Below are 12,692 nucleotides of genomic sequence, written 5' to 3'. Positions count from 1 at the left end.
CGTGCCCGCTGCCGTGGAAGTGCTGTTCAGCGTAGGGCGTCAGTGTCTAACACGGATCAACTGTTGATAAATCGCCAATTCACTCATTGACATTGGGTTCAATGAGCGCATTGCCCTGTTCTCGGCAGATGAGAATCAGCCGCAATCTGGATCAGGCGCATTGGTAAGCACATGCCGACTTTCCGATACAAACGGGTCATGGCCATCTCATGCGTTGCGCTGGCTGACATCATTACACCCATTCGTGGGAATCATAGTGTTAGCTAGATCGTGGATTGAATTGGAAACAAAGCGCGAAAGTCTTCTCCAAGTGCTCGATGAAAATGCGCACTTTGGCGGACATCCTGCGACTCGCGGGCCGCACGGCAAGGATTGGCACTGTTCGTTCAAGAGGCATGAGTAAGCGGACAACTGTACCTTCCCTGAGTTCTGACGCGAAGAGCCATGCCGGCGCCTGGGCAATCCCTATATGTTCCAGGACACCCATTCGTAGCTGCTCAAGATCACTCGTTCGAAACACCCCTGTGGGGATAACCCGTTTCACGTCTTGTCCCGCCCCGAAGCTCCATGGTTGTCCAGAACTTCGTTCAACAAAAACGATCGAGCGAAAGCGGCCGAGATCCTCCAGTGATTCCGGTACGCCGTGGCGTGCGAGGTATTGAGGAGTGGCGACGAGAACGATCATCGTCTGCCCTAATTTTCGCGCAACCAGAGGGGAGTCCGGGAGATCGCCGGAGTGGATCGCCAAGTCGAAACCGTCTTCGATAATCGTTACAGGACTTTCCGATGTGGACATCTCGACTGCGATATCAGGGTAGGCAGCAAAAAAAGCAGGCAGTTTTGACACCATGTGGAGACGAGCAAATGTGGGAGGAACGGTCACGCGGATGAGGCCTTTCGGGGCGGTCTGGCCACGACCGATCCGCGAAGCCGCGTTTTCAAAGTCGTCGAGAATGCGCAAAGCTGACTCGTAAAAGTCGCGGCCTGCCTCCGTCAGAGCAATGGAACGAGAGGCGCGGTGAATCAACTCGGTGCCGAGTTCCTCTTCAAGGGCGGAGATCTGTTTGCTGACAGCGGGCTGACCAATTCCACGTTCTTTCGCAACAGCGGAGAAGCTCCCTTTCTCAATGACTCGGACGAACGTCTGCATCGCATCCAATCTGTCCATATAGCCTCCCTATTCCTCTATGGAATGGATTGTATTTTGACCGAGAACGATTCACTCGTTTGCAGGAACATTCCCGTTGGGAATGGCTTGTATTCCTCGAACTGCCACATCGCATCGCAGGCATGCCACATCAGATCAAACCGGAAGAGGGTCCGATCGCTGCCGAGCAACTTCGCAAGGTTTTCAAGGGGAAGATCCTCGCAGCCGGTGGCTTCGAACCTGAAACCGCAGAGGACACCATCGAGAGCGGCATCGCCGATGCCGTGGCGTTTGGACGCCACTTCGTGGCAAATCCCGATTTGCCGCTGCGCATCCGGGAAGGCTTTGCGCCCACACCGTATGACCGGAATACTTTCTACACTTTCGATTCGTTGGGTTATAACGACTACCCCTTCGTCAACGAATTGGTGCCCAACTAGCCTCGCAAAAGAGCCTTAAAGTGACATGTTCTGGACGCTTCTGCGTTCTGAGCATGTCGTTCGTGTTGCGGCTGAACGTCATTATGGTCTAAAGGGCAGCGATATAAATTGTGCGCACTCCTTACGCATTCCATTTAGGAATGGACGATATTCCTAAGGCTGCCAAATCTGATTGCAAAACTCACACATCAGATAAACGTCTGGCAGGCAGGAATGCGCTGGCGGTCAGTTGATCAGCGAATCGATCGATCATTTTGAAAAACCAAGGAGATCCATGTCTAAGTTAGCGAACAAAGTGGCACTTGTTACCGGCGGTTCGAGGGGTATTGGCGCAGCGACTGTGAAGCGTCTGGCCGCCGATGGAGCAAACGTAGCCTTCACGTATGCCAAGGACGCCAGTGCGGCCTCAGCTGTAGTCAAGGCGATTGAACTCGGCGGCGGAAAAGCCATTGCAATCCAGGCAGACGCTGCCAACGTCGGGGCAGTCAAAGCTGCGGTCGAAAAGACCGTCGCTACCTTCGGCCGGCTAGACGTGCTTGTGAACAATGCCGGCACAGCCATTCCGAAATCGTTCGAAGAGGCTACGCAGGAGGAGATAGATCGCGTAATCGACATCAATGTTCGCGGCGTACTTGCTACCACACAGGCTGCGCTGAAGCACCTGGGTGATGGTGGCCGAATCATCAATATTGGTTCGTGCGTAGGCGAGCGCGCTGCTGCGCCGGGGCTTGTGCCCTATGCGGCCACGAAGGGTGCCGTAAAGATGTTTACCCAGGCTCTCTCCAGAGAGGTTGGAGGCCGGGGCATTACGGTCAACAACGTGCAGCCGGGTCCGATCGACACGGATTTGAATCCTGCCTCGGGTGATTGGGCGGTACCGCAAAAGGCCGCCACAGCGCTCGACCGCTATGGACGCGTTGAGGAGATCGCCGCAATGGTGGCGTTCATCGCCGGTCCTGAGTCTTCATACATCACCGGAGCAAATCTGACCGTTGATGGCGGAATGAACGCCTGAGGCGTCACGCGCGTTCAGGCCATAGGCGCAACCAGATATGTCTCTCTGCATATCTGGTTGCCCATCTTCAACCTGGGGCACACTCGTCAAGTACGAATCGCAAAAGGAGACAATGGCTACACTTCAAAACAAAATAGCGCTGGTGACGGGTGCATCAAAAGGAATTGGCCGCGCAACCGCAGCGGCACTTGCTGAAGCCGGAGCACATGTTCTGGTTCACTACGGCCGCTCGGTTCAGGAAGCCGAATCTCTGGTCGCCGAGATCCAAGCGAAGGGTGGACGCGCAAACGCTATCTCGGCAGACCTGGGCACTCCGGCCGGCGCGTTGCTGCTTGCTGAACGGGTGCGCACCGTCGTCGGCAGCCAGTTGGATGTGCTTGTGCTCAACGCTGGAATCAGCAAGTCGGCACGTATGGCGGACTACACCGTAGAGGATTTTGACAGCCTCTTTGCGACAAACGTCCGAGGCCCATTCTTCCTGGTACAGCAGCTCCTGCCCATTCTAAGTGAGGGCTCAAGCATTGTTGCTATCTCCTCTGCTGTAGCCCATACGGTGGTGGGCAAGCCCGGTTTGGAAAATCCCTCGATTCTTGCTTACGCCTCTACCAAAGGTGCACTTGAGACTCTGGTCAAGAACTGGGCAGCTATTCTCGGTCCCAGCGGCATACGTGTAAACGCTGTCGCTCCGGGTGTCATCGATACGGATATGTCAAACTTCACGAAGACAGAGGCGGGGCGCGAGGTCGCGCTGGGAATGCAAGCCCTGAAGAGACTCGGTAGGCCCGAGGATGTGGCCGACGTAGTCGCCTTCATGGCTTCCGACCGGTCGCGCTGGATCACAGGAGCCACTATTCCCGTCGACGGCGGTTCTAAGCTCTAACCCGGCAACATAAGGAGCGCAAAATGCAAATAAAGTCGAGCGAAGCCAAGGAGATTAAAATTCCTGGACCTGACCATCCCATTACGATTTCCCCCTCGGAGGGCAAAATCCGTGTAACGGTTGCCGGGAAGATTGTTGCTGAATCGATGCGAGCACTTCGGTTGGAGGAAAAAGGATACCCGCCGGTTTACTACTTGCCGCGCACCGATGCGGATATGTCGCTGCTCGTTCGGACAGCGCACTACACCTATTGTCCGTACAAGGGCGATTGCACGTACTACAGCATTCCCATCGGCGGAGCGAAATCGGAATATGCCGTTTGGACGTATGAAAAACCGTATGAAGCAGTCGCCGACGTTAAGGAGTACCTCGCGTTTTATCCCACGCGGGTCGATGCAATCGAAGTCATGTCCTAGCGTAATAGTCAGTATCCCTCCGCTCTCGCCACTCTCAATCAAGACAGTGGGCTCGCGATGATCGTCAAAAGGTCTCTCTCCCTTTTGGTTAGACTTGGGCTCTGCCGCCGTCAACAAACAGTTCGATACCCGTAACGAAACTTGAATCATCCGACGCTAGAAACAATGCCACCTTGGCAACTTCCTCGGGCTTACCCATGCGTCCCATGGGGATAGTGGACACAATCCGCGCAATCACATCGGCAGATTGGCGACTCGCCAGCGGCGTATCAATCGGACCCGGACTAACAACGTTTGATCGAATATGACGGTCCTTCAGATCTGTCGTCCAGGTTCGCACGAAAGAACGAATGGCAGCCTTACTTGCGGCGTAGACGCCGAAGGCGGCGGTGCCCTTAACGCTTGCAACAGAGCCGTTGAGAATGATGGAACCACCATCATTGAGTAGCGGTAGGGCCTTTTGCACTGTGAACAGCGCTCCCCTCACATTGATGTTGAATAGTTTGTCGAAATGCTCTTCGGTGACGGCCCCCAAGGGAACAAATTCGCCAACGCCGGCATTGGCGAAAACAATATCGATTCGTCCCTTCGTCTTAGAGACGGTCTCGTAAAGACGATCAAGGTCAGCCAATTGGGCAACGTCTCCCTGAACGCCATAGACGTCGATGCCGATTGCCTTCACGGCCTCGTCGAGTTCTTTCTGGCGGCGGCCCGTTATGAAGACGTAGGCACCCTCCTCGACGAAAAGCTTTGCAGTAGCCAATCCAATCCCTTCTGTCCCTCCGGTGATGACGGCGGTCTTGCCTTCGAGCTTTTTGGCCATGGTCTGTCTCCGTTATTGTTGAATTGGAACTTGCAAGCTCCAATGGTTCACACTCGATGACTCTCCACATTGGGGGCAAGCTGGCCCGAGCGCTGTTGGGTTGCTCCGCCGTATCGCTATTTGTCTTCCCACTTATCGGTAAATGCCACTGGCGCCCAGCTATAGCCAGTCCCCTCCTTGTGCAGCCGTCCCAGGCCCGGAAACAACATATGTGGCCCTGCGATCAAGATTCCCTCGCTCGCGAGCTTGGGCAGCAATTGATTCCGTGTCACCGCAGCCGCAGCCTGGTCTGCATCGAGAACCACCGTGACTTCGGGATGCTGCAACTGGACGCGCTGTGCATGGATGATGTCGCCCCAAAACAAGATATTTTTCCCTTGGGCCGAAAATTCATAGCCGGTATGTCCGGGGGTGTGACCATGCAGCGGGACGATTCGCATGCCGTCGACGATGTGTTCAGAGTCACTAAACGTGTGCCACTTGCCGGCCTTAATATATGGCGCTGCGACGCCTTGCGCAGCCTGAAAAAACGGCTGCACATCTTTCGGTGCCTTCGCAGCGATTTCCGGCGACAGCCAGAAGTCGTTGTCCGGCTTGGCAACGTAGACCTCGGCATTTGGAAAGACGATCCGTCCGTCCTGAGTAGTCAGGCCGCCAATGTGATCGACGTGGAGGTGCGTGATCAAGACGATGTCGACTTCCTCCGGCGTGTAGCCTGTATTGCGGAGGTTGGCCACCAAGTGCCCGAATGCCGCGCCACCATACCAGGTGCCGGAGCCCGCATCGACGAGGATCAGCTGCTTGCCGGTGTTGACCAGATAGCCTGTATCGTTGCCATCTATCATGTGCGGATCGTTTTGTAATGCTTTTAGGACACCATCTGCGGTCTTCTCTCCTTGCAACCAATGGGGATCGGCTACGGCCGACCCATCGAGTAGGGCCGTCACTTCGAGATCGCCGACTTTTAGGCGGTAGAAGCCCGGCACTTGATCATGATGCTGGGGGGAGGCAGCCAGTGCTGCGTTCGGAATGGCGACAAAGCTGGCTAACACCGCCAGCAGACCGGCGGCGAAACGCATCGAATTTCTCTTGCGCATGTTTGATCTCCTAACGACTGATGAATTCATGGACTTTCTCCATTTCTCACAACCACATTTTGTGTGTCGTTTGTGTCGTTTAGGATCACGACCTTCGTCGGTTTCCTTTCCGAGCTTTCATCCGCTGATGTTGCGGCGAACTTGAATCGCTACGAGAGGAACCCTCTTTCAAAACAAACCCGCGCTATCCTGCAAATTAGCCCGGGCCACCTCGAAAATATTCAGAGCTTCTCTAAACAGCTTGATCTTTCCATTCTCGGCAACCAGCCGCGCAAAGAAGAGTTGGTGAACGGATCGTCCCGTTTTGCTGGACACCGCATCGGCCTCGAATTCCGCAAAGGCTTGGTCGGGAGTATCGATCAGCACCTTGGTATTCTCGAATTGGAAATCGGGATAGATCTCGAGCACGGATTGGAAAAAGCCGGCGATCTCGTCTCGACCTCTGTACTGCGGAGGAAATCCGAGCGTCGCAAGATACGGCACCTCAAAGGCGCCATCTTCAGCAAACATCTCCGCCGCCTTCTTCGGATCTCTCAACGAGAAGGCAGTGTATTCAAGCATGAGTTCTTTGGCGCTTTTCATGGATATTCTCCTGTTCCTGACCATCAGTTGGTCCGCATGGTTTAGTGGGTCCCCGGAACTCTCGCCTGCAAACAGGCGCACCCGCTACCACCGTGGGGGCTGAGCCTAAGCGTTGGGAACCTTCCCTGGATACGCAACCGCAAAGACATCCTGTACAAATCTTTCGAAGGACGTAGGTGTGGTGTTCTCCGACGAACGCGGCTCTAACGGAGCGAGGACTCCTGCGTTGATGGCTTTGTACATCTCGATGTACAAAGCGGCCCCCTTCGGCGGGACACCCATTTGCGTCAACGCTTGCTCCACTTGGTCATAGGAAAACTGTTTGTACTCCAGATCGGGTTTGCCAATGCCGCGCCCAATCACCGCGGTAGCTTCCGTCATCGACAGGTCGCGCTCGCCGAGCAGCTCGCGGGTTTGTTCGCCGGAAAAATCCAGGTGCAGGAGGCGTTGCGCAGCGTAGTCGCCAACGTCGCGGGTCGCGATCATGGGCAGCTTCACGTCAGGTAGCAGCGCATTTCCGAAAATTCCCATCCCATGGATCATGCCGATCGCCGCCAGATTGTTCTCCATGAAATACGCGGCGCGCAGGTGCAGAACGTTCAACCCGCCAATCGCGTTCAGTTTTTCTTCCGCAGAATGCAGCCCCGCGACTGGCCCGGTGCCTTCCGGGACCTGCGCACCGTAGCTGCTCAGGTTCACCGCGTAGCGCAGGCCGGACTGGTTGACCGCTTTCGCAATCGCGTCGCTCTCTCGCTCCTGGGCCTCCCGGGTTTTCACCGGTGGCAATAGCAGGTATGCGGCGCGCGCACCGCTGAAGGCTTTGCTGAGCGCAGCCGCATCGCTCAAATCAGCCGTGAACGCTTCCGCGCCTTTGTCCACAAAGCGCTGTAGCCGACCCGCGTCGCGCCCTACGACGCGCACCTTCTCGCCCTTTGAGAGCAGGAAATTGGCGACGATCGAGCCGGTGTTCCCACTCGCCCCTAAGATCACATACGTTGCATCCGCAACAACGGGTAAAGTCATAGCTAGTACCTCCTTGGTCGGGTAAAAAAGGTGTCGTACGCCTTCAGGACTATCGCGTGTTTTGGGTTTGTCACCTGGGGAATGTCTCGCCGAACATGGGAAGGCCGCTGACAGATTCGGCCTTGGTCGCCTCTTCCTGCAAAACGTCCCAATGCTCTTTCAGAAGGCCGTCTTCGAACCGGACAACGTCGGCGGCGATCCAGGCGGCGGGCCTTCCCATCCCGGTAAAGCGGCCATGCGCTATGACATAGTCACCTTCTGCGACGATGAGCTGATTCTCATAGCGCATCGTTTCCGGCGCTGAACGGACGAGATTGAACAGCCCATCGCGACCTGGTGCTATGTGTGCGCTGTGCTGGATGTAGTTTGGTGACCAGAAGCGTTCCGCCGCCGCGTAGTCACGCTTGTTGAACAGTGTCTCGAATGCTTCGAGCACGATTGCCTTATTCCGTTCTGGGGACGAGTTGCTCATTGCTTCTCCTATCCTTGTGAGGGCTTGGTCGCTTTACTAAAATAGAGTATGATCGTAATCCAGAAGTTGCAAGGTATTTTATGAAAACTTTTGGAAGACTCCACCGTGCATGGTTTGTTAGAAAAGAAATCGATATTTATCATTGATGCAAGAGGTTTTCTGGACCCAGACGAGACGGTTCGCATCAACATGATGTAGAGCACGCTGATACTCTAGAAGTTCCTTTTGTCTGGAGCGATCCATGCAGGCTCAGGAAGGGATGGTGATGGAAGATGGGTTATTCGAAGAGTGATAAAGCGGAAACGCACACTCGGATCGTGAGGGTTGCGGCCAAGAGATTTCGCGAACTCGGTCTCGAAGGCATCGGCGTTGCCGATGTGATGAAGGAGGCCGGCGTTACTGTCGGCGGTTTCTACAAACATTTCGATTCGCGCGATGAACTGGTGGTCGAGGCGCTGGCTACCGCATTCCAGGACCTCGACCGTTGGGAGGAGCATACTGACACGCTGACGAAACTCTTAGAGAGCTATTTGTCGGAAGAGCACCGGGATGCTCCAGGAACAGGTTGCGCGCTGGGCGCATTGCTGGGTGACATGTCTCGGGCGAGTCGGTCGGCGAAAGCCGTGTATACCGCACGACTCAAACGCAGCTTCGCACACTCAACGGGCCTTATTCCGTCAAATGGAACCTCTGATCGGCGTGGTCGTGCGATTCTCACGATTAGTGCAATGCTAGGAGCGATCAACCTCTCTCGGGCCGTGTCAGACCCAAGCCTTTCACGAGAGATTCTCGAACGGACTCGTGATCAGTTAATCGGTATGAACAAACCCGCGAAAATGACATTAGACGACTGATGCGTCTCGGCTAAGTGGCTACCGGCGTGACCCTGGAGGGTGCTTGCACAAACACTTGTTGCCAAATCGCCAAAGCACTCGCGGATATGTTGATGAGTACATTGCCCTGAATGCGTCAACCGAGGAACGCGCGATGATGAGCTCCTGGCGCGTGACCCTCTTGGCGCTCGGTTTCCGCCGAAGCAACCGACCCGCCGGGGATGTTGACCAAGCAAGAATTGAAGGATAGGCGGTCATGTGACCGGAGCGCACCGAGATCAAACCAGGATCTTACAATTTCGGTTCAATGAACAACGTGGAAAGTGCGTTTCCAGCGCGTGTCTGGGAAGAAATGCACCAGAACGTGGCCGATCCACGCGAGCTTGTGACCGAATCCTGTTTGTTCAAGTTGTCCATCTGCGGCCTTGAACGACCAATAGTTGAAGAGAGGCCGGCCAATTATGTTGGCGCGTGGCACGAAGCCCCAGTAGCGCGAGTCCAGGCTGTTGTGCCGGTTATCGCCCATCATGAAGTACATGCCGGGTGGAACCACCAGGTCGCCATCCTGGATATAGCTTGAGAAGTTCACGGCCCACGACTCTGTCGCCCCAGATGCTGCTGCCGGGGGTATTGCGGGAAAATCATCGAGGAACTCGTTGAAGTTATCCGTCGTCGTCGGCTGCGCAAATCCCACCGGCTGTGCAACACCATTAACAATCACAATGCCGTTGCGTAGATGAATATGATCTCCCGGTACGCCAATCAACCTCTTCACGAGGGGAGTGTATTGTGGTGTTCCGTCGGCGTCAGTGGCATCAATACCAGGCTGATTGACGGGCTTGTGGAAGACCACGATATCGCCGCGCCTCGGCTCGCGATACCTGATGAGTGGCATCCACGAAGCAGGCGGCTTTAGCGTGATCTGGTCGACGACCAGGTGATCGCCCACAAGCAGCGTGTTCTCCATCGAGCCTGACGGAATGACGTAGTTCTGAGCCAAGAAGGTCATAATGAACAGGCCCACAACCAGAACTGAGCAGATGCTGGCCAGCGCCTCGAAAGGAGTCTCTTCCCGATTGACTTTGGCGGAAGCTGCGGGCTTCGTTGAAACAGGAGATCTCTTCGTCGCTGAACTCATCCAAAGGCTCCTCAGGAAGGCTGGCGAGCCCCAGGGCATTCGCAGCGGTCACTTCAAAAGCGATCATTTCATGTTCGACTGTCTTCGGTTTGCGTCTTGACCAGAGTCTATCAAATCCCTGTTGCCACGTAGAATTCTCCGGATGATTCGGCGTGCGAGCGGTGAGTGGGCCATCCGGAAGTTACTGCCTAGCAAAGAGGCACCGTCAACGAGTGACAAATCGCCGAGTCACTCATTCAGATCGGAATTGGTAACGGGATTTCGCCAACTGAGAATCGTAGTTGCCGGTAACCGGACTTTCAATGAACTGCTCTTTCGACTTACCTCGGGTCTACTGTCAGAGATCAATTCTGGTCATGCGATAGCGCCCGCGTCAGCGGTTAGGATAGCGCCTGTTATAACGCTCGAGGCAGGACTTGCGAGAAACACCACAGCGTTCGCGACTTCGCGCGGTTCGCCGTAGCGTCCCAAGGAAGTCAGACTTCGCTGGAAGTCGGAACCTGCGCTATTCGCCGGATTCGAATCTGTATCAGTGGCCCCTGGCTGCACGAGATTCACGGTGATGCCTCTCGGGCCGAGTTCCCGCGAAAGACCTCGGGTGAAAGATGTAAGCGCCGCTTTGGACATCGCATAGGTCGTAATGCCTGGGAACGGAACTCGCTCTCCCAGCGCAGAGCCGACAGTGATGATGCGGCCGCCTTCGGCTAGATGCGGAATAACTGCCTTCGCAAACAGCACCGGCCCTCGCACGTTGATGTCCATCACCGCCTGATATTGCTTCACATCGAGGTCCGCGATCGTTCCCACGTGGCCGATAGCTGCACTGTTGACAAGAACATCAAGGCCACCAAGTGCTGAGACGGCTTCGCTTACCGCGCGGGTGATGGCCTCGGGGTCGGCACTATCAGCTTGGATGGCAACTGCGCGGCGCCCCGTCTTCTCTACCGATTTAGCCACCGCCAAAGCCTTCTCGGCAGAATACTGATAAGTAATTGCAACGTCGGCTCCGTTCTCTGCCAAAGCCAGCGCAATTGCGGCACCGATACCCCGTGATCCTCCTGTTACCAATGCACGCTTTCCCTTCAGATCAATCATTTGCTTGTCCTTTCTATTGTTGTTTGGCTGAAGTAGCCATCTAGTGCGCGCGGATCTGCGGTCCGCGATACTATCGCTCTGCCAATGCCAGGTGGAGGAAGTGCACGGAGAGTGCCCCCTCGCCAACTCCAGAAGCTACTCGTTTCACGCTGCCAGATCGAACATCCCCTACTGCGAAGACACCTGGAAGGCTTGTTTCTAACAGGTGCGGCCGGCGCTGCAGTGGCCAGTTAGCTCCGTTCAGTTCATCCCAGGTCAGATCTGTGCCCGTCTTTACGAACCCCCTATCATCCAGAACGACACATCCGCGTAACCACTCGGTGTTTGGCGTCGCTCCGGTCATGAGATAGACGTGGCGAATATTGCGGAGCTCTCTGCTGCCCCTGCGCGTGTCTCTTAGGACGACACTCTCCAGATGTCCATCTCCGTGAAGCTCAACGATCTCGGTGTAGGAGTGGAGCGTTATCTTGGGGCTCTGTTCTATCCTCTGAATCAGATAGCGAGACATGGTGTCAGACAGATCACTGCGTCGTATCAGAATGTGAACGTGGCGAGCGGTTTGTGAAAGGAACACCGCGGCTTGCCCAGCCGAGTTGCCTCCTCCAACCACAATGACCTCCTCACCACCGCAGGACTGGGCTTCTATGCTGGTCGCGCCATAGTAGATCCCAACCCCCTCATACGCTTCAAGGTTCGGAAGCGGGAGCTTCCGATACTGCGCGCCCGTTGCGATTACAACGGCTGCGCACCTGATCGACGTATCATCACTGGTCCTCAGCTCGTAGGGCTGTCCGGCGCAGGAAAGCTGCACGGCTGATCGTGCAATGAGCAACTCAGCGCCAAACTTTTGCGACTGCGTGTAGGCACGGGCTGCGAGTTCCAGGCCGGAAATGCCCGTCGGGAAACCCAGATAGTTCTCGATCTTGGAGCTTGAGCCCGCTTGGCCGCCAGGAGCCTTGGTCTCTAACAAGATCGCGCTGAGGCCTTCCGACGCGGCGTAGACCGCAGCCGAGAGCCCTGCCGGCCCGGCGCCAACGATGGCCACATCTCGGATTTCGTCTGGGTTTACGCTGGCGTTCAAGCCAAGACATGTAGCAATCTCGGCGTCGTTCGGATTTCGGAGAACTTCCTTGCCATGCAGGATCAGTACCGGAATGTCCTCTAGAGTCAGATCGAACGCGTCCATGGCGGACTGAACTTCCTTATCGCGATCTAGATCGAGGAAGGAATAGGGGTAGCCGTTTCGAGTAAGAAACTCGCGAATACGCAGTGTTCCTACGGAGTTACGGGAACCGACTAAAACCCCGTTCGCGTGACCTTTGGCAAGCAGCTCGACACGTCGCAGAATGAAGGTTCGCAACAGTAGTTCTCCAAGCTGCGTGTCAGACGCCATCAGTTGCTTCAACTCCGTCCGCGGCACGAAAAGCAGCGTGCCAGGCTCAGTCATGCGTGCGCTGATCACACTTGGTCGTCCTGACAGGAGATCGACATCTCCAAAAAAGTGATTGGGACCATGATCCCCAAGACGAGATGTACCCGCGTGGTTGCGAATCTCCACAGTCATATTCCCCGATTCGACAACAATCAGGCTCGCCATTGGCTCCCCTTGAGAGATGACTGTCTCTCCCGCGGACGCTTCGCGGGCTTGCCCCAAAGTTCGAAGCTTTGCGATCGCGTCCTCGCTGAGCAACGGATTCACGGATGCATCTTCTGAGTGAGACATATTTCCAC

At 55.6% G+C, this 12,692-nt stretch carries 14 protein-coding genes; 5 read left to right on the top strand and 9 right to left on the bottom strand.

The window, feature by feature from the left end:
* Window positions 1–259: 259 nt before the first annotated feature.
* The gene (locus FTW19_RS22655) at window positions 260–1,168 is read right to left on the bottom strand and encodes a LysR family transcriptional regulator (protein WP_147649853.1); all 909 of its coding nucleotides are present in this window, start codon (window positions 1,166–1,168) and stop codon (window positions 260–262) included.
* 59 nt (window positions 1,169–1,227) lie between these two features.
* Here FTW19_RS22655 and FTW19_RS22650 point away from each other — a divergent pair, with 59 nt between their 5' ends.
* The 4 genes from FTW19_RS22650 to FTW19_RS22635 all read left to right on the top strand — a co-directional run bounded on the left by FTW19_RS22650 (window position 1,228) and on the right by FTW19_RS22635 (window position 3,898).
* Window positions 1,228–1,587, top strand: coding sequence for a hypothetical protein (locus FTW19_RS22650; RefSeq protein ID WP_246153454.1), 360 nt, complete (start codon window positions 1,228–1,230; stop codon window positions 1,585–1,587).
* A 274-nt stretch (window positions 1,588–1,861) separates the two neighbouring features.
* Window positions 1,862–2,602 (top strand): SDR family NAD(P)-dependent oxidoreductase, encoded by a 741-nt coding sequence (locus FTW19_RS22645; protein WP_147649851.1) that lies wholly within the window; start codon window positions 1,862–1,864, stop codon window positions 2,600–2,602.
* Window positions 2,603–2,714: 112 nt separating this feature from the next.
* Window positions 2,715–3,482 (top strand): SDR family NAD(P)-dependent oxidoreductase, encoded by a 768-nt coding sequence (locus FTW19_RS22640; RefSeq protein ID WP_147649850.1) that lies wholly within the window; start codon window positions 2,715–2,717, stop codon window positions 3,480–3,482.
* Between the two features lie 23 nt (window positions 3,483–3,505).
* Window positions 3,506–3,898 carry a DUF427 domain-containing protein gene (locus tag FTW19_RS22635; protein ID WP_147649849.1) on the top strand — a complete coding sequence of 131 codons (393 nt, stop codon included), beginning with the start codon at window positions 3,506–3,508 and terminating at the stop codon, window positions 3,896–3,898.
* An 88-nt stretch (window positions 3,899–3,986) separates the two neighbouring features.
* On the opposite strand, the gene FTW19_RS22630 is transcribed toward FTW19_RS22635, so the two are convergent.
* The 5 genes from FTW19_RS22630 to FTW19_RS22610 all read right to left on the bottom strand — a co-directional run bounded on the left by FTW19_RS22630 (window position 3,987) and on the right by FTW19_RS22610 (window position 7,895).
* Window positions 3,987–4,721, bottom strand: coding sequence for an SDR family oxidoreductase (locus FTW19_RS22630; protein ID WP_147649848.1), 735 nt, complete (start codon window positions 4,719–4,721; stop codon window positions 3,987–3,989).
* 116 nt (window positions 4,722–4,837) lie between these two features.
* Window positions 4,838–5,818 carry an MBL fold metallo-hydrolase gene (locus tag FTW19_RS22625; protein WP_222705495.1) on the bottom strand — a complete coding sequence of 327 codons (981 nt, stop codon included), beginning with the start codon at window positions 5,816–5,818 and terminating at the stop codon, window positions 4,838–4,840.
* Between the two features lie 168 nt (window positions 5,819–5,986).
* The gene (locus tag FTW19_RS22620) at window positions 5,987–6,400 is read right to left on the bottom strand and encodes a nuclear transport factor 2 family protein (protein WP_147649847.1); all 414 of its coding nucleotides are present in this window, start codon (window positions 6,398–6,400) and stop codon (window positions 5,987–5,989) included.
* A gap of 105 nt (window positions 6,401–6,505) precedes the next feature.
* The gene (locus tag FTW19_RS22615) at window positions 6,506–7,423 is read right to left on the bottom strand and encodes an NmrA family NAD(P)-binding protein (protein ID WP_147649846.1); all 918 of its coding nucleotides are present in this window, start codon (window positions 7,421–7,423) and stop codon (window positions 6,506–6,508) included.
* Window positions 7,424–7,493: 70 nt separating this feature from the next.
* Window positions 7,494–7,895 carry a nuclear transport factor 2 family protein gene (locus tag FTW19_RS22610; protein ID WP_147649845.1) on the bottom strand — a complete coding sequence of 134 codons (402 nt, stop codon included), beginning with the start codon at window positions 7,893–7,895 and terminating at the stop codon, window positions 7,494–7,496.
* Between the two features lie 272 nt (window positions 7,896–8,167).
* On the opposite strand from FTW19_RS22610, the gene FTW19_RS22605 reads away from it, so the two are divergent.
* Window positions 8,168–8,749, top strand: coding sequence for a TetR/AcrR family transcriptional regulator (locus FTW19_RS22605; protein ID WP_147649844.1), 582 nt, complete (start codon window positions 8,168–8,170; stop codon window positions 8,747–8,749).
* Window positions 8,750–9,032: 283 nt separating this feature from the next.
* On the opposite strand, the gene lepB is transcribed toward FTW19_RS22605, so the two are convergent.
* The 3 genes from lepB to FTW19_RS22590 all read right to left on the bottom strand — a co-directional run bounded on the left by lepB (window position 9,033) and on the right by FTW19_RS22590 (window position 12,684).
* On the bottom strand, window positions 9,033–9,866 hold the full coding sequence (lepB, locus tag FTW19_RS22600; RefSeq protein WP_147649843.1) for a signal peptidase I: 834 nt from the start codon (window positions 9,864–9,866) through the stop codon (window positions 9,033–9,035).
* A gap of 354 nt (window positions 9,867–10,220) precedes the next feature.
* On the bottom strand, window positions 10,221–10,961 hold the full coding sequence (locus FTW19_RS22595) for an SDR family NAD(P)-dependent oxidoreductase (protein WP_147649842.1): 741 nt from the start codon (window positions 10,959–10,961) through the stop codon (window positions 10,221–10,223).
* A gap of 70 nt (window positions 10,962–11,031) precedes the next feature.
* The gene (locus tag FTW19_RS22590) at window positions 11,032–12,684 is read right to left on the bottom strand and encodes an FAD-dependent oxidoreductase (RefSeq protein WP_147649841.1); all 1,653 of its coding nucleotides are present in this window, start codon (window positions 12,682–12,684) and stop codon (window positions 11,032–11,034) included.
* Between the last annotated feature and the right edge of the window lie 8 nt (window positions 12,685–12,692).

The organism is Terriglobus albidus, assembly GCF_008000815.1.
In the GTDB taxonomy this organism is placed as follows: domain Bacteria; phylum Acidobacteriota; class Terriglobia; order Terriglobales; family Acidobacteriaceae; genus Terriglobus; species Terriglobus albidus_A.
Note: the sequence above shows the minus strand (reverse complement) of the source record. Positions and strands in the feature narration are given on the sequence as shown.